Origin of the sequence: Aureimonas sp. D3 (genome assembly GCF_001463805.1) — a bacterium.
GTDB lineage: Bacteria > Pseudomonadota > Alphaproteobacteria > Rhizobiales > Rhizobiaceae > Aureimonas > Aureimonas ureilytica_A.
On sequence record NZ_BBWM01000005.1, the window covers coordinates 152,116 to 173,455 of the forward strand.

General features: G+C 65.3%; 22 protein-coding genes, 1 tRNA gene and 1 pseudogene. 10 read left to right on the plus strand and 14 right to left on the minus strand.

Annotation, left to right across the window (positions count from 1 at the left end):
- Positions 1-42 precede the first annotated feature (42 nt).
- Entirely contained in the window at positions 43-1,209 is a 1,167-nt protein-coding gene (locus tag AUL36_RS02655; RefSeq protein WP_244497008.1) for an endo-1,4-beta-xylanase, read from the minus strand.
- A 30-nt stretch (positions 1,210-1,239) separates the two neighbouring features.
- Between AUL36_RS02655 and AUL36_RS02660 the strand changes: the two genes are divergently transcribed.
- Positions 1,240-2,562 (plus strand): lipopolysaccharide biosynthesis protein, encoded by a 1,323-nt coding sequence (locus AUL36_RS02660; protein ID WP_062217662.1) that lies wholly within the window; start codon positions 1,240-1,242, stop codon positions 2,560-2,562.
- A 173-nt stretch (positions 2,563-2,735) separates the two neighbouring features.
- Here AUL36_RS02660 and AUL36_RS02665 read toward each other — a convergent pair whose 3' ends face one another.
- Complete coding sequence (locus AUL36_RS02665) at positions 2,736-3,614, minus strand: DUF6492 family protein (protein WP_062217665.1); 879 nt, start codon at positions 3,612-3,614, stop codon at positions 2,736-2,738.
- Between the two features lie 154 nt (positions 3,615-3,768).
- Between AUL36_RS02665 and AUL36_RS02670 the strand changes: the two genes are divergently transcribed.
- The 5 genes from AUL36_RS02670 to AUL36_RS02690 all read left to right on the plus strand — a co-directional run bounded on the left by AUL36_RS02670 (position 3,769) and on the right by AUL36_RS02690 (position 7,623).
- Entirely contained in the window at positions 3,769-4,764 is a 996-nt protein-coding gene (locus AUL36_RS02670; RefSeq protein ID WP_062217669.1) for a glycosyltransferase family 2 protein, read from the plus strand.
- Between the two features lie 90 nt (positions 4,765-4,854).
- Positions 4,855-5,307: a DUF2948 family protein gene (locus tag AUL36_RS02675; RefSeq protein ID WP_062217673.1), complete on the plus strand. Its 453-nt coding sequence runs from the start codon at positions 4,855-4,857 to the stop codon at positions 5,305-5,307.
- A gap of 45 nt (positions 5,308-5,352) precedes the next feature.
- A complete protein-coding gene (gene hisD / locus AUL36_RS02680; RefSeq protein WP_062217676.1) occupies positions 5,353-6,648 on the plus strand; it encodes a histidinol dehydrogenase in 1,296 nt (431 codons plus the stop codon).
- Between the two features lie 8 nt (positions 6,649-6,656).
- Complete coding sequence (locus tag AUL36_RS02685) at positions 6,657-7,124, plus strand: UPF0262 family protein (RefSeq protein ID WP_058600050.1); 468 nt, start codon at positions 6,657-6,659, stop codon at positions 7,122-7,124.
- Between the two features lie 55 nt (positions 7,125-7,179).
- Complete coding sequence (locus tag AUL36_RS02690; RefSeq protein ID WP_062217679.1) at positions 7,180-7,623, plus strand: arsenate-mycothiol transferase ArsC; 444 nt, start codon at positions 7,180-7,182, stop codon at positions 7,621-7,623.
- A gap of 21 nt (positions 7,624-7,644) precedes the next feature.
- Here AUL36_RS02690 and AUL36_RS02695 read toward each other — a convergent pair whose 3' ends face one another.
- Together AUL36_RS02695 and AUL36_RS02700 are read right to left on the minus strand one after the other, a co-directional pair.
- On the minus strand, positions 7,645-9,243 hold the full coding sequence (locus AUL36_RS02695) for a DHA2 family efflux MFS transporter permease subunit (protein ID WP_062217682.1): 1,599 nt from the start codon (positions 9,241-9,243) through the stop codon (positions 7,645-7,647).
- 179 nt (positions 9,244-9,422) lie between these two features.
- Complete coding sequence (locus AUL36_RS02700) at positions 9,423-10,649, minus strand: HlyD family secretion protein (RefSeq protein WP_062217685.1); 1,227 nt, start codon at positions 10,647-10,649, stop codon at positions 9,423-9,425.
- Positions 10,650-10,784: 135 nt separating this feature from the next.
- Between AUL36_RS02700 and AUL36_RS02705 the strand changes: the two genes are divergently transcribed.
- Positions 10,785-11,444, plus strand: coding sequence for a TetR/AcrR family transcriptional regulator (locus AUL36_RS02705; RefSeq protein WP_062217688.1), 660 nt, complete (start codon positions 10,785-10,787; stop codon positions 11,442-11,444).
- Positions 11,445-11,446: 2 nt separating this feature from the next.
- Positions 11,447-11,899: an NUDIX domain-containing protein gene (locus AUL36_RS02710; RefSeq protein ID WP_062217690.1), complete on the plus strand. Its 453-nt coding sequence runs from the start codon at positions 11,447-11,449 to the stop codon at positions 11,897-11,899.
- Positions 11,900-11,902: 3 nt separating this feature from the next.
- Here the strand turns inward: AUL36_RS02710 and yihA are convergent, their stop codons facing one another.
- The 5 genes from yihA to rpmH all read right to left on the minus strand — a co-directional run bounded on the left by yihA (position 11,903) and on the right by rpmH (position 15,658).
- A complete protein-coding gene (yihA, locus tag AUL36_RS02715; RefSeq protein ID WP_062217693.1) occupies positions 11,903-12,580 on the minus strand; it encodes a ribosome biogenesis GTP-binding protein YihA/YsxC in 678 nt (225 codons plus the stop codon).
- Positions 12,577-13,218 (minus strand): CatB-related O-acetyltransferase, encoded by a 642-nt coding sequence (locus AUL36_RS02720; protein ID WP_153003715.1) that lies wholly within the window; start codon positions 13,216-13,218, stop codon positions 12,577-12,579. Before AUL36_RS02720 ends, yihA begins: the two co-directional genes overlap by 4 nt.
- A gap of 106 nt (positions 13,219-13,324) precedes the next feature.
- On the minus strand, positions 13,325-15,127 hold the full coding sequence (gene yidC / locus AUL36_RS02725) for a membrane protein insertase YidC (RefSeq protein WP_062217696.1): 1,803 nt from the start codon (positions 15,125-15,127) through the stop codon (positions 13,325-13,327).
- Complete coding sequence (gene rnpA, locus AUL36_RS02730) at positions 15,127-15,480, minus strand: ribonuclease P protein component (RefSeq protein ID WP_153003714.1); 354 nt, start codon at positions 15,478-15,480, stop codon at positions 15,127-15,129. Before rnpA ends, yidC begins: the two co-directional genes overlap by 1 nt.
- Positions 15,481-15,523: 43 nt before the next feature.
- Positions 15,524-15,658, minus strand: a complete 135-nt coding sequence (rpmH, locus tag AUL36_RS02735) for a 50S ribosomal protein L34 (protein WP_058600041.1) — start codon at positions 15,656-15,658, stop codon at positions 15,524-15,526.
- A 343-nt stretch (positions 15,659-16,001) separates the two neighbouring features.
- Here rpmH and AUL36_RS02745 point away from each other — a divergent pair, with 343 nt between their 5' ends.
- Positions 16,002-17,444 (plus strand): sensor histidine kinase, encoded by a 1,443-nt coding sequence (locus AUL36_RS02745; protein ID WP_062217699.1) that lies wholly within the window; start codon positions 16,002-16,004, stop codon positions 17,442-17,444.
- Between the two features lie 138 nt (positions 17,445-17,582).
- Positions 17,583-17,659 (plus strand) — tRNA-Arg (locus tag AUL36_RS02750).
- On the opposite strand, the pseudogene AUL36_RS02755 reads toward AUL36_RS02750, so the two are convergent.
- The 5 genes and pseudogenes from AUL36_RS02755 to AUL36_RS02775 form a co-directional block, all read right to left on the minus strand.
- Positions 17,630-19,286, minus strand: a pseudogene (locus tag AUL36_RS02755) (recombinase family protein). The gene AUL36_RS02750 and the pseudogene AUL36_RS02755 sit on opposite strands and share 30 nt — an antisense overlap.
- Positions 19,283-19,672 (minus strand): HVO_A0114 family putative DNA-binding protein, encoded by a 390-nt coding sequence (locus tag AUL36_RS02760; protein ID WP_062217702.1) that lies wholly within the window; start codon positions 19,670-19,672, stop codon positions 19,283-19,285. The pseudogene AUL36_RS02755 and the gene AUL36_RS02760 overlap by 4 nt, the downstream one beginning before the upstream one ends.
- On the minus strand, positions 19,669-19,992 hold the full coding sequence (locus AUL36_RS02765; RefSeq protein WP_244497009.1) for a toxin-antitoxin system TumE family protein: 324 nt from the start codon (positions 19,990-19,992) through the stop codon (positions 19,669-19,671). Before AUL36_RS02765 ends, AUL36_RS02760 begins: the two co-directional genes overlap by 4 nt.
- 26 nt (positions 19,993-20,018) lie before the next feature.
- Positions 20,019-20,336, minus strand: a complete 318-nt coding sequence (locus tag AUL36_RS23105; protein WP_082655467.1) for a hypothetical protein — start codon at positions 20,334-20,336, stop codon at positions 20,019-20,021.
- Positions 20,337-20,696: 360 nt separating this feature from the next.
- Positions 20,697-21,340 (minus strand): EamA family transporter (locus AUL36_RS02775; RefSeq protein ID WP_062217713.1); only part of this gene is annotated, 644 nt, incomplete at its 5' end.

Genomic DNA, 21,340 nt, shown 5'->3' on the forward strand with positions numbered 1-21,340 from the left:
CAAACAAATCCTTAACACGCATCCTCAATCGTTACGAAATGGTCAGCCCGTCGCAAGTTTCTGACGTAGCGTCACATACCAGGGCTTGGGCCGTAGAGCCGCGTCGAACGGCAGGGGCCGGTTCGGCTGGCCGTCGGTGCGCGGCATGGCGTCCGGCACCCAGGTGTAGCGATCGCTGATGCCCCAGGTGATCACGGCATAAGGACGCTGACCGGCGAACAGCCCGTCCAGAAAGTCGCTGACGCTGCGCTCGGCCGCCGCGTCGATGGCGTCGGCATCGCCCCGAACCTGGAAGTCGATCACATCCAGCTCGCTTGCGAGCAGGCCGACGCCCAGCGCCTTCAAGTCGCGCCCGAAGCGCGCCAGCGCCTCGCGGTCCACCTTGATATGGCTGTAGAGATGCGCCTGAAGGCCGACCATATCGACCCGCAGGCCCTCGTCCTGCAACTGGCGCACGAGATGGAGGATCTCGGCGCGGCGCGCGTCGTAGCGCGGGCCTTCGAATTCCAGATCGTAATCGTTGATGACGAGCTTGGCGCTGGGATCCGCCCGCATGGCGGTTCGGAAGGCGAGGGAAATGTGGCGCGCCCCGAGCCGGCGCCGCCACCACGTGTCGCGCAAGGGGCCGCCGGGCTCGCGCGGGTCGTTGGCGATCACCTCGTTCACCACGTCCCAGCTGCCGAGCCGGCCCCGGTAATGCTCGGCCACGCGCTCGATATGCTCCACCAGCACCCGCTCGGCATCGGCCGGGTCGCGGATCGCCTCCAGCCAGGGCGGGTTGGTGGACCACCAGACGAAGGCATGGCCGCGCGACGACATGCCCCGCGAACGCGCCCAGTTCACCATGCGGTCGGCCGGGTCGAACCAGAATTCCGGGCGCGTCGGGCGGAGCAGGCCGAATTTCAACTCGTTGGACGGCATGAGGAGATCGCATTCGCGCTCGATCAGCGCGCGATAGTCCGCGTCGGCCCCGAAATGATCCACCTGCACCGCCGCGCCGAAGGGCACGCGCGGCGCAAAGGCACGGGCGGGGTCCGCGCCCAGCCCCATGGCGCAGGCCATCCCCGCCGCGCTCCCCGCCAGAAGCGAACGGCGCGTTAAGGGCGCGGTGCTAAGCTGGCGGGGGATCGCGTTCGGGCCTCGTGGAGCCGAATGCGGCGGCGCATCGGCGCGGTGATGGACGGCGGCTTGGCTGGTCTCGTCGGTCATGCGCTCTATCGGATGGAAGGGAGAGACGGAATGCGCGGAGCGGTCCGTGGCCTGGCTCGGATGGGTCATGCCAATCTTCACCTTCTGCGCGATTATACCAAGCTGATCGGCGGCTCGGCAGGGCGTCTGGTCCTGTCTCTCTTGTATTTCACAGCCGTTGCGAATGCATTGAGCATTGCCGGCTTCGGCCTTTTCGCCACGGCGTCGGGCACGGGCATCGTCCTGTCGCGCATTGCCGGCTTCGGCTTCGTGTCGCCGCTCTACCGCGCGGCCACGCGCAAGCCGCAACTTATCGGCACCTATTCGGCGGGCTATCTGGCGGCGCTTCTCGCCTCCTTGCCCGTGGTGGCCTTGGTGGCGCTCGGCTTCTATGGCCTCGTCTTCGAAGGCGACATGGGCCTCCTCCCCTTCGCCCTGGTGGTCGCGGCCGAAATCATCGGCTGGCGCTCGCTGGAGGTCGTGTGCATCGTCAACAACGGCATGGGGCGCTTCGGCCGCGCCTCGGTGCTGGTGATCGTCGGCTCGGCCGCCAAGGCGCTCGCCGCCCTTCTGTTCGCTCATGCCGGCCTTGCCCAGACCGATCTCCTGTCGTGGAGCGTCTTCTACTTCGCAGCCAATGCCGGGTCGGCGCTGCTGGGCATCGTGCTCTTCTATCCGCGCCAGCGGCTTCGCTGGCGTCCGGCCCTTTACCTGCGCCGCCTCGGCGACAGTCTCGCCGTCGCGGGCGCGGAGATCCTGTTCTATCTCCAATCCGAGATGGACAAGCTTCTGGTGTTGTCGCTCGGCGGGCCGGCGATCGCCGGCATCTATGCCATGCTGATGCGCCTCATCGACCTGACGGCGCTGCCGGTGCGCTCCTTCAACATGATGATCGTGCAGAAGCTGATCCGCACACCGGGGCTTCTGCAGTCTTGGCGGCGACGCTGGATGACGGAGGGCGGAATCGCGCTGGTGTCGGTCGCCGGAATGGGCGCGCTCGGGCTGATCCTTGCGGTCGCGCCGACGCTGCTCGGGCGCAATGTCGCCGACGCCGCGCCGCTCGTGCTTCTGGTGCTTCTCGTGCCGGCCTTCCGCAACCTCGTGGAATATCAAAGCGAGTTGCTCTACGCGCGGGGGCGCACGGGCATGCGCGCGGCGATCCTGGCGCTTCTGGGTCTTCTCAAGGCAGGCTTCCTGACGCTGCTCCTGCAAGGGGCGGCCACCACGCCGGACGATCAGTGGATCCTCGGGCTGAACGGTGTCTTCGCCGCGCTCTGGATCGCTTCGGCCGGGGCCACCTATATCGCGCTCGACTGGCGCAGCCGCTCGCCACGCGACGGCCCGTCCGGCGCGCCCGACATCGCAACGGCGTGATCGTGCGATCTCAGAGCCCGTCTGGAAAGTACCGGCGGAGGATCGGCGAGGGATTTTCGTCACTCACGAGGCGCCGAACGCAGTCGATGCCGGCGGCATCGGCGAGGATCGGCAACGAAGTGGGGGACGAAAAGCACCCCCGAGCCGACCCGGCGGACTTTTCGGACGAGCTCTTAGATGCCGACGACGCGCCGGATGATGGCGGGGTCCGTGCCGGTGAAGGACTGAAGTCCCAGCGCCACCTGCTCGCGCGAGAGTCCGGTCAGAAAGCGTTCGAGGCCTGCCTCATCCAGCGGCGGCCCGTCCCAGTAAACCGCGCAGAGCCGCTCGTCGGTCGCCACGTGGCGCTCCGGCCGCTCCTCCGCCTCGTCCACGAAGCGGCCATAAATCGTGCATTCCGACAGGGCGCGTGAACTGACCAGCGCCATCATGGCCGGGCGATGCGTCGTGCGGGCGATGCGGGCCAGCATGTCTCGAACCGTATCGCGACGCCAGGCGATCAGCGTGGTGATGTAGGTCGCAGCTGGAACGGGCTCGCGCGCGAGGCCCAGAAGCCGAGCCGCTCGTCGCGCCCACCGCTCATGCTCGGCCCGGCGCGCGGGCTCGACCGCCGCCAAACCCTCGGCGCGGCGATAGAAGCGCACCGCCTCGCCCTGGCGGAAATGGCCGACATCGAAGGGGCGCACGAACACGACATCGGAATCCAGGGACACCAGCACGTCTTCCGCCATGGCAGCGCCCATGGCGATGCGCCGAAGCTGCTGCACATGCCAGCCGCGCAGCGGGAGGCCGAAGGGAGACAACCAGAGCCGCCGCCGTCGATCGAGCGGATCGGGGATCGGGCGAAGCCAGACGGGCAGGATATCCCGCTCGCACACGACCCTGCGCTTGGGCCCCTCGAAGACGCGAAAGGCGGCGAGATCGGCGGCCTCGACCAGAATGTAGTGGATGGCATGGCCGGTCACGAAGCGGTCCACGCTGTCGCACAGGAGGCGACAGCGTTCCAGATCGCCGCGATAGGATGATGTCACGAGCGCGATGGAAAAGGGCATCGATCTGTCCGCGCCTGGGCTCCCCTACCGACAGGCCTCAGCCGATCGTTTCAAGGTGACATCTATCACGGCAGTGGGAGCGATCCGTCAATCGGGTGATGACGCGGGGGAAGCTCTTGAAGGATCATTCATCGATTTGCGGCAAGTTTCCCCCATGGAACCCACGCCCCTGCCCCTCGATCGCCTGCCATCCGCCGTGACGGTCGAAGCCCTGTCGCCGAATCATGGGGCGGAGCGGGATGTCGTGATCGTGGTGCCGACCTTCCGTCGGCCCGATCTCGTGCTGCGCACGCTGGCGTCGCTCCAAGCGCAGACCACACACCGCCCTTTCGCGATCGTGCTCGTGGAAAACGATTCCGAGGGGCGCGAAGGGCTGGAGGCGGCGCGCCCGCTGTTCGAAAGCGGATCGCTGACCGGCCTCGTCGTGGTGGCGCATGAGCGCGGCAATTGCTCTGCCTATAATGCCGGCTTTGCCGCCGCGCGGCGCTTCTATCCCGCGCTTCAGGTGGCACTGATCATCGACGATGACGAGGAAGCCACCCCGGACTGGATCGAGGCCCATCTAGCGGCGCTGGATCGCCTTGGCGTCGATGTCACCGGCGCGCCGCAGATTCCCGTGTTCGAGGATGCCGCCAAGCAAAGGCTGGCGGAGCATCCCGTGTTTCGCCCGCCCTTCGAGGCGAGCGGGCCGGTGCCGACGCTGGTGTCGTCGGGCAATGTCGCGATTCGCGCGAGCGTTCTGGAGCGCATGGGCGAGCCCCTGTTCGACCCGCGCTTCAACTTCACGGGCGGCGGCGACGCCGATCTCTTCTCACGCTGCCGCGAAGCGGGCTTCCGCTTCGGCTGGTGCCGCGAGGCCGCGGTGCGGGAGGTCGTTCCGAAGCGGCGCACGGAGTTTTCCTGGATCAACGCTCGCTCGCTGCGCAACGGCGCGCTCTCGACGCTGGTGCAGCGCGGGCGCGACGGGCGCGCGCGAACGCTCGCCAAGAGCCTGGCCCTCGCGCTCGCCGCCCCGCCGCGCTCGGTGGCGCTGGCGCTGCGCTCGCGCTCGATCCTGATCGGCCTCTACCACATCCAGATCGCGCTCGGCCGGCTTCAGGGCGAGTTCGGCCGGGTGGGGGAGCAGTATCGCAAGCCAGAAAGCAACTGAAACCGCGCTGGATTTCAGTCTCGGCCGTCGCACTTTGCCGCGCAATGCCCTAGCTCCTATGCGGCAGAGCAATGAGGAGCAGCAGTCGCAATGGACCTTCTTCGATTGATGGCGCTCGATCGGGGCGATCTCGACATCGTGTCGGCCCATGTGCAGGACGCCGTGATTCGGCTCGGCGACATCAGCTTCTCGGCCGCGCGCCGGCAGTTCACCCTGCCGATGAACCGCTTCGTCTGGGAAAAGGCGCCGCCTCGTCGCGGCCTGTTTCGCCGGAAGGGCGAATACGAGCGTCGGCGCAGTGTCCTGCATTTCGACCGCGTGACATCGGTCAAGCGCAGCGGCTTCGCACAGGGTGACGAGGACGCCGTGCTGGCGCTTCTCGCCATTCGTTGGAGCGTGACGGACGACCCTTCGGGCACGATCGACCTTGTGTTCGCGGGCGGTGCCGCGATAAGGCTCGATGTCGAATGTATCGAAGCGCAGCTGACCGATCTCGGCGCCGCCTGGAGCACCCCGTCGCGGCCCGACCACGACAAGGGCTGACACGGGCGACGGGAGCGGACGGCGCGCCGGGAAAGAGGGCCTGACGTGCCGCAACGGCTCCATATCAGCGAACCGGATTTCGAACCGCGTTTCCGCGCGCTTCTGGCCGCCAAGCGCGAGGCCTCGGTGGATGTCGAGGCCACCGTGCGCGAGATCGTGTCGGACGTGCGCCGGCGCGGCGACGCGGCGCTGATCGAGCTGACCGCGCGCTTCGACCATCTGGAACTGACGCCCGAGACGCTGCGCGTGCCGGAGAGCGAGATCGAGGCCGCGCTGGAGGCGACGCCGCCCGAAACGCGCGCCGCACTGGACCTCGCCCATCGCCGCATCGAAAGCCACCATATCCGGCAAATGCCGAAGGACGACCGCTACACGGACGCGATCGGCGCCGAGCTCGGCTCGCGCTGGACGGCGGTGGAATCGGTCGGCCTTTATGTGCCGGGCGGGGCGGCGAGCTATCCTTCCTCCGTTCTGATGAACGCCGTGCCGGCCAAGGTGGCGGGCGTCGAGCGCATCGCCATGGTCGTGCCGGCCATGCGCGGCGCGCTCAACCCGCTGGTGCTGGCCGCCGCGCGCATCGCAGGCGTGTCCGAGATCTACCGCGTCGGCGGGGCGCAGGCCGTCGCGGCGCTGGCCTATGGCACGGAAAGCATTCGCCCCGTCGCCAAGATCGTCGGCCCTGGCAATGCCTATGTGGCAAGCGCCAAGCGGCAGGTCTTCGGCACGGTCGGCATCGACATGATCGCCGGTCCGTCCGAAGTGCTCGTGATCGCCGATGCCGACAACGACCCGGACTGGCTGGCCGCCGATCTTCTGGCCCAGGCCGAGCACGACCGGGCGGCGCAGTCGATCCTGCTCACCGATAGCGAAGACCTCGCCGCCCGCGTGGAAGCGGCCGTGGAGCGACAGCTTCAAACGCTCTCGCGCTCCGAAACCGCCAGCGCGAGCTGGGCCGAGTTCGGCGCGGTGATCGTGGTGGACAATCTTCTGCGCGACGCCCCACCCCTTGCCGACCGCATCGCCGCCGAGCATCTGGAAATCGCAACCGACGACCCGGACGCGCTGTTTGCCCGCATCCGCAATGCCGGCGCCGTGTTCCTCGGCCGCCACACGCCCGAAGTCATCGGTGATTATGTCGGCGGATCGAACCATGTTCTGCCGACGGCGCGCTCGGCGCGCTTCTCCTCCGGCCTTTCGGTGCTCGATTTCGTGAAGCGCACCTCGATCCTCAAGCTTTCGGCCGAGGCGCTGCGCGAACTCGGCCCCTCGGCCATCGAACTTGCCCGCGTCGAAGGACTCGACGCGCATGGGCGATCCGTCGCCATCCGGCTCAATCTCTAGAGGACCTCATGGAGCGCGGACGCCTGGTTTCGATCGACCTCGATGAATCGATCGGGCGCGCGGCGCCCGATGTGGAGCATGATCGCGCCGTCGCGATCGTGGACCTGATCGAGGAGAACCTCTTCGACCTCGAAGGTCATCCCGGCGGACGCTTTCGGCTGAAGCTCGCGCTGGCCGACCGCCGCCTCGTCTTCGACGTCACGGACGAGGGCGGCCAGCCATTGGCCGTTCACATTCTCTCGCTGACACCCTTCCGTCGCGTCATCCGGGACTATTTCCTGATCTGCGACAGCTATCACGAGGCGATCCGCACGGCGACGCCCTCGCAGATCGAGGCGATCGACATGGGCCGGCGGGGCATACACAATGACGGATCGGACCTCCTGCGCGAGCGGCTGAAGGGCAAGATCGAACTGGACAAGGACACGGCGCGGCGTCTCTTCACGCTGATCTGCGTTCTGCATCGGCGCACGTGAGGGAGGCCAGCGGGTTGAACGCCGAGACCATCACACACCGGGAGGCATACACGGCATGAGCGCTCCCTCCCCCGCTCGCAAGGTCGATTCCATCCTTTTCGTCTGCGGCGCGAACTCGATCCGCTCGCCCATGGCCGAAGCCATCGCCCGATCCGTGCTACCGCCCTCCATCTATATCGCCTCGGTCGGCGTGAAGGACGGCGAGCGCGATCCGTTCGTGGACGTGATCCTGGCCGAGCAGGGCCTGTCGCTCGGCGATCGCAAGCCGCAGAAATGGGAGAATCTGGGGGACGGCTATTTCGACCTCGTCATCACCCTGTCGCCCGAGGCCCATCACGCCGCCATGAGCGCGACCGGGGCGGATGCCACGGCCGTGGAATTCTGGCCGATGCCCGACCCGTCCGTCGTCAACGGCAGCCGGGGACAGATTCTCGACGCCTATCGCGACGTCTTCCGACGAATCCAGACCAAGCTGACCGAGCTGCGCGACCGGGGCTGAGGCAGCCCCGGCCTCTGATCGTCAGTGCGCATCCACCTTCACGCTGGCGGAGGGACGGCGGATCATGACGGTCAGAAAGCAGAGCGCAACGAACAACCCCGTCAGCATCACGAACACGTCCGAAAAGGCCATGACGCTCGCCTCGCGGTGAATGAGGCCGCTCATCTGCTTGAGCGCGACATTGGCCCCGTCGAGACCGGCCGCGTTGAAGCTGGAGGCCATGTCGTTCAGCCGGTCTTCAGCGACCTGGCTGCCCCAGCGCACGCGCTCGGCCAAGCGATCATAGTGCAGGACCGTGCGGTCGTTGATCATCGTGTTGATGATGGCAAGACCCACCGCGCCGCCGAGATTGCGCGTCAGATTGTAGAGGCCGGACGCGCCCTTCATCTTCTGCGGCGGCAGGGTTCCGAGCGCGATATTGTTGATCGGCACCATGGCCATCATCAGCCCGAAGCCGCGCAGCAATTGCGGGATCAGAAGCTCGTAGAAGTCCCAGTCATGCGTCAGCCCGCTCATCAGCCAGGTGCCGAGGCCGAAGGCCGAGAAGCCCATGGCCATCATGACGCGCGGATCGAGCTTGGAAGACAGTTTTCCCGAGAGCGGCGCGGTGAAGAACATCGCCAGACCCGAGACGAACATGGTCTCGCCGATCATCAGCGAATCATAGCCCCGGATGCGGCCGAGATAGACCGGGTAGAGATAGGTCAGGCCATAAAGCCCGACGCCCATGATGAAGGAGAAGAGCGAGCCGAAGGCGAAATTGCGGTTGGTGAAGGCCGTGAGATCAACGATCGGCTCCTTGGCGGTGAAAGCGCGGTAGAGAAACAGCCCCGCGCCGACCACGAGGATCACGCTCATGACGACGATGGTCTTGCTTTCGAACCAGTCGTCCAGCGGGCCTTCTTCCAGCACATATTCGAGCGAGCCGAGAAAGGCCGCCATGCCGAGCAGGCCGAACCAGTCGAACTTGGAAAAGAGGGACCATTCCGGCTTGTCGAAATCCACGAGGTTCCAGACCGCCAGCGTCACGAGGATGCCGAAGGGCACGTTGACCAGAAACAGCCAGTGCCAGGACAGGGCATGGCTGAGATAGCCGCCGACCGTCGGGCCGATGGTGGGAGCCAGCGTCGCCACGAGGCCGATCATGGGCGAGACCACGACGCGCTTGGAGGGGGGGAAGATGGTGAAGGCGGCCGCGAAGACGCTCGGGATCATGCCGCCGCCGATGAAGCCCTGGATGGCGCGGTAGAAGATCATCTGATCGATATTGGTGGCCGTCGCGCAGAGCGCCGAGGACAGCGTGAAGCCCGCCGCCGCCAGCGTGAAGAGGATGCGCGTCGACATCATGCGGGCCAGAAAGCCCGATAGCGGGATCATCACCACTTCGGCGATCAGATAGGCCGTCTGCACCCAGGCGATCTCGTCGGTCGAGGCGGATAGGCCGGCCTGGATTTCCGCAAGCGATGCCGAGACGATCTGAATGTCGAGGATCGCCATGAACATACCGAAGACCATGGCCATGAAGGCCAGCATTCGGCGCATGGGAATCGTGTCGCCGCCGCCCGATGTCGGCGCGGCGGGGCGGGCAGGCAGTTTGGAATCGGCTGTGACGGAGGACATGGGGCTTGGCTCCCGCCGAGCATCTCGCCCGGCCACGGAAACGAACAGGCGTCGGCGCGCGAAGGGGCGCGGCGGCGGAGACAAGGGCATGGTGCCCGTGGGAGCGCATCGGCTTCCACAGGCAAGGGCATCGCATCATGGGGACCGGAGGCGGGTCTCCCCACCTCTAGCCTTCCGTTTTACTTCGCCTCGGCGCTCTTGACCGCGCCCGGCGCGGTGCGCGTATCGACCGCGACCGTCACCGAGAGGCCGGGGCGCAGGAGGCTCGCCTGCTCGTCCGCGCGGTCGATCTCGATGCGCACGGGAACGCGCTGCACGATCTTGGTGAAATTGCCCGTCGCGTTGTCGGCTGGCAGCAGCGAGAAGACCGAACCGGAAGCGGGCGAAAGGGAGACGACCTTACCCTCGACCTCGACGCCCGGCATGGCGTCGACTTCGATGCGCACCTTTTCGCCGAGCGCAATCTGGTGGAGCTGCGTTTCCTTGAAGTTCGCGTCCACATAGACCTGATCGAGCGGGACGATGGCCGCCAGACGACGCCCCGGCGACACGAGATCGCCCGGCTGGGCCGAGAGATTGCCGACGACGCCGTCATAGGGCGCGCGGATCGTCGTGAAGGACAGATCGCGCTCGGCCTGATCATGGGCCACCTCAAGGCTCGGCAATGCCGCCTCGGCCTCGGTGATCTGCGCGTCGAACACCGCGACATTGGCCTTGGCGGCCGAGAGCGAGGCGTCCGCGCCGGCCAGCTTGGCGTCGGCCTGCGCTTTGGCCGAGCGGGCCTGATCGAGCGGGGCCTGGGCCGAGGTGCCGGAGCGTACCAGATCGCTGGCGCGGCGCAGGTCGAGATCGGACTGATTGACCGCCGCGACAGCCGCTTCGCGATTGGCTTCGGCTTCGGCCACCTGCTGCACGGCCGCGGCCTGCTGCGCCTTGATGCGGGTGATCGTCGCGTTCTGCGCGGCGATCTTGGCTTCGGTGGAGCGCAGCGCCAGCGCGTAGTCGCCGCCATCGATCACGATGATCGGGTCGCCCGCCTTCACGCTCTGATTCTCGGTGACGGGAACGGACTGGATATAGCCGGTGACCTTGGGCGAGAGGATCGCCATATCGGCGCCGACATAGGCGTCGTCGGTCGTCACCATGAAGCGTCCGTTCATCCACCATTGATGGCCGTACCAAGCGCCGCCGCCGATCGCGCCCAGAAGCAGCGCGCCGAAGATGAGCTTCTTCAGGCCACCTTTCTTCTTGGGCTGCGCGGCGGCAGGTTTGGCCTCTGCGGCCTGCGCGGGCGCGGCGTCGTTCTTGCGGCCGACGATTTCCAGCTTGGGAGCGTCGGTGCGGGCCGGCCGGTCGGTCGGGGCGCGTTCCGTCGCGTCGGGCGCGTCAGTGGCGGACTTGGTCATCTTTGAAACCCCAATCGAACCGAACCGTTCGGTTCGACGTTGACATAACCGTGATCCATAGGCATTTCAAGCTGGCAGGCGGGTTGCTCTTCAAAATAATCCGTCACGCTTAAAATACCGCGAAGGACCGCTCTCATGAGCCTCGCCGCTTCTCCGTCGACCCATCAGGCCGATGGCCGCTGCCCCGCCGGCGAAGATCCCGCCAAGCGGCGGCAGATCCTTGAAGGCGCGCGCCGCGCCTTCGTGCGCATGGGCTTCGACGCGGCCTCGATGAACGATGTCACGCGCGAATCGGGCGTGTCGAAATCGACGCTCTACGTTTATTTCCGCTCCAAGGAGGAGCTGTTCGCCGCTCTGATCGATCAGGAGCGCGACCGCTATTTCTCGGAAGTCGAAGCGCTTCTGGTGGAAACCGAGCATCCGGCCGATACGCTGACGCGCTTCGGCACGCGGCTCGCCGAGATTGTCTTGTGTGCGGAGGCCATGCACGCCAAGCGCACGGTGATCGCCGTCGCCAGCCGAATGCCCCAGCTCGGGCGCGATTTCTACCGTCACGGCCCGCAGCGCGGCCATGCCTTGCTGACCGCCTATCTCGACCGCGCCTGCGAGGCCGGAACGCTGCGGATCGAGGACACCGCCATGGCGGCCGCGCAATTCATAGAGCTCGCCACCGCCGGCCTTCTGCGCCGGCGCTTCTTCGACGACCAAGCGCCCGACCCGACGCCGGACGAAATCCGGCAGGTGGTCGCCTCCGGCGTCCGGCTGTTCATGGCCGGCTACGGCGTGGAAGCTTGAGGATGGCGGGTCGGCGCAAACGCATTAAGACCAAGGTGATCGGCCTCGCCTTCCAGGACGGGCGCCTTCTGGCCTTTGAGGTGACGGACGATCTGGGGCGTCTGCGCGGCGTGCGCCCGCTCGGCGGCTCCATCGAATATGGCGAAACGCGCGAGGACGCACTCGCCCGCGAGTTCCGAGAGGAACTCGATACCCGCATCGAGATCACCGGGGACTGGACGGTTTTTGAGAGTCTCTACGAGAAGGATGGCGAGACCCGCCACGAATTCCTGTTTGCCGCGCCGATCCGGCTTCTCGACTGCAACATTCCGACCGATGGCGGCGTCATCTATCCCGAGGGGGACGGGACGCTCTGCACCGCCCGCTGGTTCGAAATCGAGGCTTTGGCGCGCGGCGAGCCCAGGCTCTTTCCGGGCGCGCTCCTGCCGTTTCTGATGAACAACCCCTTCGGCTAGGGGTCAGCCGTTCAACGCGAAATTCGCGATCTCGGACTGGATGTCATCCATGCCGAAGCCCTTTTCCGACGAAGTGGAGATGATCGTCGGATAGGCCGCGGGGCGCTTGCGGATCAGTTCGCGCGTGGCCGCTTCCAGCTTCGGCAGCGCGAGAGCGGAAATCTTGTCGGCTTTGGTCAGGACGATCTGATAGGAGACGGCCGCCTTGTCGAGCAGCGACATGACTTCCAGATCGTTCTTTTTGATGCCATGGCGCGAGTCGATCAGCACGAAGACGCGCTTGAGCGTCGCACGCCCGCGCAGATAATCGAAGACGAGCTTGGTCCAGGCATCGACCTGTTCCTTGGGTGCCTTGGCATAGCCGTAGCCGGGCATGTCCACGATGGCGATGGGCGGCAGGTCCGCCCCCTCCCCCGAGTAGCCGTCCGGCACGAAATAGTTGAGCTCCTGCGTGCGGCCCGGCGTGTTGGACGTGCGCGCCAAGCCCTTCTGGCCGACGATGCCGTTGATCAGCGACGACTTGCCGACATTGGAACGCCCGGCGAAGGCGACCTCGGGGGGGCCTTCGGGCGGCAGAAACTTCATGGCCGGCACGCCGCGGATGAAGACCCAGGGGCGCGCGAAGAACAGGCGCTGGTCTTCGTTCGGCTGATGGGTGTCGCTTGCGTGTGTCTCGCTCATTCGGCTCGCTCCAGGGCGTCGATGTCGGCGCCGCGAATGGCTGCCAGATGTTTCGTGATGCGCTCGACCGGCCAGTTCCACCAGGCGACGCGCAGAAGGCGCTCCACGAGTTCAGGCTCGAAGCGACGGCGGCGCTCCACCGCCGGATTTCCCGCGACGATGGCATAAGGCGCGACATCGCGCGTCACCACGCTGAAGGCGCCGATGATCGCGCCGTCGCCGATCGTGACGCCCGGCATGATCACCGCTTCCGCGCCGATCCAGACATCGTTGCCGATCACCGTGTCGCCGCGCAGGCCGGCGGTGATAGTGGCGATGTCGAAACCCTCCTCCCATCCGTTCCCGAAAATGTTGAACGGATAGGTGGAGAAGCCGGTCATGGCGTGGTTCGCGCCGTTCATGATGAAGCGCGCGCCGGTGGCGATGGCGCAGAAGCGCCCGATGCGCAGCTTGTCGCCCAGAAAATCGTAATGGTGCAGCACGTTGCGCGAGGCAAAGAGCAGCGCGTTCTCGGGGTCGTCGTAATAGGTGTAGTCGCCGATCTCGATCTTGGGATCGGTAACCACGTTTTTCAGGAACACCATCCGCTGGTGCGCGGGCGCGGGATGGATCGCCAGGGGGTCGGGACCGGACAGCATGGGTCCTGCCTATCATAGCGGCAGGCACCCGGTCCAATCCGCCTCGTGAAAAAGCCGCCGGCGTGGCCGGCGGCTTGCTTGCTCTTCTTGTCTCGCGCTGGAGACGTCAGGCTTTTTTCTTGCGGAACATGCCGGAGAGATTGTCCCAGAGTTCGATCTTCGCGCCGTGGCGCTTCATGATGATCGACTGCTGGGTGATCGAGAGCGTGTTGTTCCAGGTCCAGTAGATCACGAGGCCGGCCGGGAAGGAGGCCATCATGAAGGTGAAGATGACAGGCATCCAGGTGAACACCATCTGCTGGGCCGGGTCCGGCGGCGTCGGGTTCAGGCGCATCTGGATGAACATCGTGATGCCCATCAGCATCGGCCAGACGCCGACCATGAGAAGATGCGGCAAGGTGATCGGGATCAGGCCGAACAGGTTGAAGAGGCTCGTCGGATCGGGCGCGGCGAGATCGTGGATCCAGCCGAAGAAGGGCGCGTGCCGCATCTCGATCGTGATGTAGAGCACCTTGTAGAGCGCGAAGAACACGGGGATCTGGACCAGAACCGGCCAGCAACCTGCCGCTGGGTTGATCTTCTCCTCCTTATAGATGCGCATCATCTCCTGCTGCTGCTTGGCGCGGTCGTCGGCATATTTCTCGCGCAGCTCGGTGAGCTTGGGCTGCACGGTCTTCATCTTGGCCATCGACTTGTAGCTCTTCGACGCCAGAGGGAAGAAGAAGAGCTTGAGGATCACGGTGATGAGGAGGATCGCGACGCCGAAATTGCCCGTCAGCGTGTAGAGATGGTCGATCGCCCAGAACATGGGCTTAGTGATGAAGTAGAACCAGCCCCAGTCGATCAACTGGCCGAACTGGCGAATGCCAAGATCATGCTCGTAGCCGTTGATGACGTCCACGACCTTGGCACCCGCGAAGACACGCGACGAAGTGCTGACCGTCGCGCCCGGCTCGATCGTCACCGGCTGTTCGAGATAGTCGGACTGGTAGTAGGAACGGCCGTCGGCCGAGTAGCGGAAATGGGGCTGGAACGTGCCGTCGTTCTGCGGCGGAATCAGCGCGGTCGCCCAGTATTTGTCGGTGATGCCGAGCCAGCCGTTCGAAGCGGAGGGCGGATTGGTCTCCTTCTCCTCTTCGATATTGTGATACTTCACCTCGTGCAGGCCATCATCGCCGAAGACGCCGAGCAGCCCTTCGAACAGGACATAGGCGGAGGCGACCTCAGGCTTGGAGAAGCGCACGACGCGGCCATAGGACGAAACCGCGACCGGCGCGCCGCTCGTGTTCGCCACCCGATCCTCGATGGTGAACATGAACTTGTTGTCCACCGAGATGGTGCGCGTGAAGGTGAGGCCCTGGCCGTTGGTCGCCGTCAGCGTGACCGGCGTTGCGGGCGTCAGCGTCTGGCCGGGCGTCGCCGTCCAGAGCGTCTGCGGCCCGGGCAGCGCGCCGACATTCTGACCGGTATAGCCGAGCTCAGCGAAATAGGCGTCCTTGCCGATCGTCTCGGGCGACAGGAGCACGATGGTCGGAGAGGAATCGCTGACCGTCTCGTGATAGCCCTTGAGGCGCAGATCATCGAGCCGCGCGCCCTGAAGGTTGATCGAGCCCGAAACGGAGGGCGTGTCGATCGGAATGCGGGGATTGGCCGCCAGCGCCGTGTCGCGCGTCTGGCCTGTCACCTCGGGCGATTGCGAGGTGGGCACCACGCTTTCGCGCCCGGCGGGTGAGACGGCAGGGTCCTGCGCCGTTCCGGCCGGAGTCGTCGGCGTCTGGAGCGTCGCCTGCTGCGACTGCTCCAATTGACGCTGCGCCTCCGAGCGCGGACTGATGACGAAGAACTGCCACCCGATCAATACGGCGATCGAAAGCGCCATGGCGATCAGGAAATTGCGGCTGTTTTCCATTATTCACTTCCCGAAGGGGGCTTTTGCGACGTCCGCTCCGCTGCCTTGACCTTCGAGACACGTCGCGACAATTCGCCGGTCAGCGTTTCGAAAGGCAGCGAGAGAAGATCGCGGCGGGCGACGATCACATAATCGAAGCCCGTCGCCATGTCAGCCCCGCAACGGGTTCGGATCGCCTCGCGCAGGCGGCGGCGGATCCGGTTGCGCTCGACGGCATTGCCGACCTTGCGCGTCACGGTCAGGCCGTAGCGCGGCGGCGCGCCATCGGCCCGGTCCAGAGCTTCGATCAAAAAGAAAGGGCCGTTCAATCGACGGCCCTTGCGCACCGCTAGAAATTCGGCGCGCGTCTTCAAACGGCTGGCGATGGGACTATCCCTCGCGGGCCTGATCGGCCGCTTAGGCCGAAAGGCGCTTGCGGCCGCGGGCGCGGCGAGCCGCGATCACATTGCGTCCGCCGACGGTCGCCATACGGGCACGGAAGCCGTGGCGACGCTTGCGGACGAGCTTGGAGGGTTGGTAAGTGCGCTTCATCGTCAATATCCCGCGTCGTGCGGGCCTCTGGCAACGTCAATGGTTCAAGATCTGTCGAACGCGCAAGATGGCCGGCAAAGGCAAACCTTCGCGGCTCAGCATTCGGTCTTCGGCCGGCCTTGTGCGGCAGATGGGGCGCAAAGTCAATCCGCAGCCGGGCTCTCGCCGCCGCTTTAACGTTCAACGTTAGCGAGGCTCGCCGACAGTTCGGTGACGATCCGGCGCGAAATCCCTGGGGATCATCGATTCCGCACGGTTTCGTGACATTCGCGCCCGGCCATTCTAAACGGAAGGTAAGAGTAGCGTCAGCGATGGCGCAAGACGAAGGCAGCTCAAGCGGATCATGATCGATCGCGTCGATAAAGCGGACATGGCGCCTTTGGAGCGCCCGCGCTGGCGCCATCGCCTGTCGGTGCGCCTGTTCGCCGTCACCGCCCTCGCCGTGATGGCGGCGGAAGTTCTGATCTTCGTGCCCTCCATCGCGCGCTTCCGGCAGGAATGGCTGGAGGCGAAGCTCGAAACCGTCTCGGTCGCCTCGCTCGTCGCGCAATTCGGCGATGCGGGCCTTCTCCTGACGCCAGAACAAGAAGCCGACCTTCTCGAAGCGCTCGACGCGCGGCTCGTCGCGATCAGGCGGCCGGGCGAGACGAAGCTTCTCGCGCGCGCCAGCGATCTCGGCCCGGTCAGCCGCACGGTCGATCTTCGCGAGGAAGACGCTTCGTCCTCGATCGGCATGAGCTTCGAAGCCCTCGTGTCGGGCGGCAACCGCCTCATTCGCCTGATCGGCCCGATCGGCGACGGCAGCATGTCCGGCGAAATCGTGATCAACGAGCGCCCGCTGCATCACGCCATGCTGGTTTATTCGCGCAACATATTCCTTCTCTCGCTCTCCATCGCGAGTTTCGTGGGCGCGCTGGTGTTCGGCGCATTGAACTATTCGCTGTTGCGGCCCATCCGGCGCATGGTAGCCGCCATGCAGCGCTTCGGGCGAATGCCCGAAGACCCAGAGCGCGTCATCCGCCCCGGCGCGCGGGAGGACGAGATCGGCATTGCCGAAACGGAGCTGGCCGCCATGCAGGCCACGCTCGCGCGCACGCTGCGCGAACAACGCCATCTCGCCGATCTCGGCCTCGCCGTCTCCAAGATCAATCACGATCTGCGCAATATTCTCGCCTCCGCGCAGCTGATTTCCGATCGCCTCTCGACCCTGCCCGACGCGCAGGTCCAGCGATTCGCCCCTGCCCTCATCCGCTCGCTGGATCGCGCCCTCGACTACACGCAGTCGGTTCTGGCCTATGGTCGCGCCTCGGAAAGCCAGCCCAAGCGTCGGCGCGTTCACCTGCGTCTGCTGGTCGGCGAAGTTCTGGACAGCCAGAGCCTGTCGCCCGAGCGCCCGGTGGATCTCGTCAACGGCGTGCCCGACGATCTGGAACTCGACCTCGACCCCGAGCAGTTCTTCCGCGTTCTGTCGAACCTCGTGCGCAATGCCATCCAGTCGATCGACAGCGACGAGGCGGAGGCCGTGGTGCGCCGCGTCACCGTCTCAGCCACGGCCCTTCCCGATGGTGATCGCATCGTCGTCGAGGACACGGGGCCGGGGGTGAGCGCGCGGGCGCGCGAAAACCTGTTCCAGGCGTTTCGTGGATCGACCCGTGCCGGCGGCACGGGGCTTGGCCTCGCCATCGCGGCCGAGATCGTCCAGGCGCATGGGGGCACGATCCGTCTCTCGGACGACGCGACCGCTGGCGCGCGATTCGAGATCGACCTACCCCGCAGCTTTGCCTGAAGAATTCCGATCTTCTCATAATCTCAGACACTTGCAGAGATTTTTCGCATTCTTCCGACAACGCGCTTGCAATCCGCCGAGGTGCGGGGTACCAAGCGCTCACGAACGGCAGAGGCCAACGCCTCTCCCGCTTCATCGGCGCCCGTAGCTCAGCTGGATAGAGCACCAGACTACGAATCTGGGGGTCAGAGGTTCGAATCCTTTCGGGCGCGCCATTTCAGTACAGAACTGCGAACCGCAAAAGCCGCCGTTTCCCCGCTCGAAGCGGCGACGAGGGTTTGAAGCAGGTCCGACTTCCTCCCCATAATGCGAACCTCGTCATCGGCGACCTCGACGCGCTGGGCGAAGGCGCGCAGGTGATCCCGCAGATAGCCGCCTCCTTCGATCCGCAAGCTGCTGCGCGCGGCTTGCGAAAGGGCGTCGATCATGTCCGGCGTCACGGCCAGGTCGCCGGAGCCGTCGAGCGTCATCCGTATCCGCTCGGCGTCGGCCGTGGCCTGGTCGCGGATCGCTTTCAGATTGGCGATCCGGTCTTTCAGCCCCGCATCGTCGAGTTCGGCGACGCCTGATTCGATCGCGTCGTAGAGCCGGTTGAGGCGCTGGTCAGTTTCGGTGATCCGCCGGTTCAGCTCCGCCAGATGCTCGCGGCGGCGCTCCGCCCGCTCCTGCCGGCGGTCGAGAAGGCTCGACAGGATCGTCTCCAGCCGTTTCGGTTGGAGAAGGCGCTCTTCGAGATGGCCCGCGACCAGATGGTCGAGCTTGTCCATTCGGATCGAACGGCCTTCGCAACCGGTCTTGCCCTGCCGCGCCTTGGTCGAACAGGTATAGTATGTGTACTGCCCCCCATTGCCCCTGCCGGTGCGAAGGGTCATAGCGCCGCCGCACTTCGCGCAGAAGCAGATGCTCGTCAGCAGCGTCGGCCCGCTCGACACCCGTGCGGGCACCACCATCGGATTGCGGGATTTGAGACGCGCCTGAACGGCGTCGAACGTCTCCTGCTCGATCAGCGGCGGCACCGCCATGACCGCCACTTCACTCTCCGGCTTCTTCTCGCGATCCTTATGCGAGCGCGTGTTGAACCGATGCTCGCCGATATAGGTCGTGCGGGTCAGGATCGCGTGGATTTGCGCCAGGCCCTACTTCCCGCCGTCACGGGTGAACATGCGGCGCTCGTTGAGATAGGTCGCGATGGCGTTGACGCCCTTCGGCCCGGACGTGCCGTCGCCTTCGAGAAACAGGCGGCAGATGAGCCTAACCGTTTCCGCGTGAAGCGGATCGATCTCCAGCTTCTTCTTGATCTTCGACCCACGCTGTTCAGCCGCGACGATGCGATAGCCGATGGGTGGCCCGCGCGCCGTTCCAGAAGCCCTGACGGGCGTTCTCGTTCATGGCGCGCAAAACGTGCTTGGCGTTCTCCTTCGACTGATACTCGTCAAACAGGGCCATGATCTGGCGCATCATGACGTGCATGGGATCGTCGCCCATCTCCTGCGTGATCGAGACGAGCTTGACGCCGTTCTTCGCCAGCTTGCGAACGTAGAACTCCAGTTCGAAATGATCGCGGAAGAAGCGGCTGAACGAGTGGACCACGACGACATCGAACGGTGCGGGCTTCGACGTGCCGGCCTCGATCATCCGTTGAAACTCGGGGCGGCGATCGTTGGTGGCGGACGCGCCGGCCTCCACGAAGGTTTCGACGAGCTGATAGCCCCGTGCGGCGCAATAGGTTTCGCCCTGCTTGCGCTGATCGGGGATCGACACGTCATGCTCGGCTTGCCGCGTGGTCGAGACGCGCAGATAGAGGGCGGCGCGCTGCGCCACGTTCAGGTTCTGAACGTTCATGCGTGGCCTCCCTTCGCTTCGCTCTGATGCAGCAGCGGTAATTCCAGCGTCACGCGGTCATGCAGCACCTTCGGCACCAGCTTTCGGCCCTGGCCCGGCTCCATGCGGACAAGCCCGTAGGTCGCCATCGTCTTGAGGGTTCGCGACAGACTGGGCTTTGTCCGTCCGGTGATCTGCGACAGCTCCTCCAGCGAGGCGGGAGCCTGGTCGTGGATGACGCGCAGCAGTTCGCGGTTTCCGCTGGACAGGATTTGCGCGAAGGATTCTGTTGAGGTGAACCAGACCTTGGGATCGTCCGGTGCAGGCTTTTCCTCGCCCTTCGCGATCCGCATCGTGCGGGCCTTCATTTCCTCGTAGTCGGCGATCCCGACTTTCAATGTGGTCATAACACGCCCCGCTCCTTCAATACCGCGTCCACCGCCTGCCAGAAGTCGGCCAGCAACGTGGCCGCGTCTTCCCAGGCATAAGGCTTCACGGTCTGGAGACGGTGGCGATGGTCCATCGGTTCGCCGCGCCTACCCCGACCGACCGGATGGGCGTTATCGAAACCGACCAGCCGTTCGCCCGAAGGCCCGTGAAGCGTGAGCGAGTAGTCGAGGCCGTGCGACTTTTCCGGCGACGCCGGAACGCGGGTGACGATGAACTTCACCCAATGACCGCCCTCGGGATCGACGACGAGCACTTGACCGTCGAGGTCGAGAAGCATGTCGAGGCTCGGATCACGATCCTCACTCACGACTTATTGTTACCATCAGATGGTAACGAATGCAAGGCGGGTTCATCGACCTTCGGTGCTGCGACCGGGTGGAAGAGCCGATCGAGAACGTCGCCGAAATAGCGTTCGAAAATATCGACTTCGGCTACCGTGACCGGAACGCGCTCGGGCCAATCGTCGGAGATGGACAGTTTCTCGATGTCCGATGCGTCCAGCGATGGGTTGCGCCGCTGTCGCGCTGGGTCGTCGTGATAGTCGTAAAGGTCGTCGGGGAGCGCCCTTGGCGCTGCATGGCGGGGCCGCCCTCTTGGAGCGCGGCGTCTTTGCGCGGGCATGGAACCCTCCGTGGTTCGCGGCTGGGTTCCGGGCACTCGTGTGGCCCGGAATTAGGCGAACTCTGGAGTGTGATTGGCGGCCTGTAGCGTGCCGCATTCGCGCTCACGCGGTCGCGGCACCCCTGCTGGAATAGGCAGAAGCCAACGTCCTTAGCGTGATTTCGCAGCGCAACCGGCCTAGCATCGACAATCCATCATCGCCAAAAAGGCTTGCGGCTTTCCCGAATTGCCGTGCTACGCGTGATCACAAGATCATCGAGCTGATCGGGGTCCATGTATCGGAGCGCGCGGTGCTGACGATGCCGCTCCGGCCAGATACAAAAGATCATGCGGGTGATCCGAGCGAGCCATGACATGCGCTCAACCTCCCGACAGGAGGATGACGCCGGCGATCAGTACTGCGCAGCCCGCGAGCCGCCATGGCCCAACCTTCTCGCGCAGGATCACCATGCCCATGAGCGCGCCGACCATCATCGACATTTCTCGCATGGGAGCGACCATGCTGAGTGGCGCGCCCGAGGTCAGCGCCGCTAGCACGAGGATATATGAGAGTGGCGAGAGCAGTCCGACACCGACCGCAACCCACCAATAGCCACGCATGGCCTCAATAGCGCGGCGTGGGTTCGCAATCACTAGTGGCGCCAGAAGGAAAAAACGGAGCAGGTTCGAGAACCAGTCCAGTATGACCGGCGCGATTCCAAGCGACTTGACGGTATAGGCGTCAACCACCGTATAGGATGCGATCAAGCCACCCGTTGCTGTGCCCCAACGTACGCCGGATTGCCCGCCGGGAAGCCTGAATGCGGATAGGTCGCCCTGCGTGGAGATAAGGCCGATCCCGGCGACCACGAGAAGCAGTCCCCCCAAGCCCTGTCCGGATGGCGTTTCCCCAAGGATGAGGAAAGCTCCAAGCGTCGAGAGCATTGGGGCGGTTCCACGCGCGATGGGATAGACCACCGACAGGTCCGCGACCTGATATCCACGTTGCAGGCACAGGCTATAGG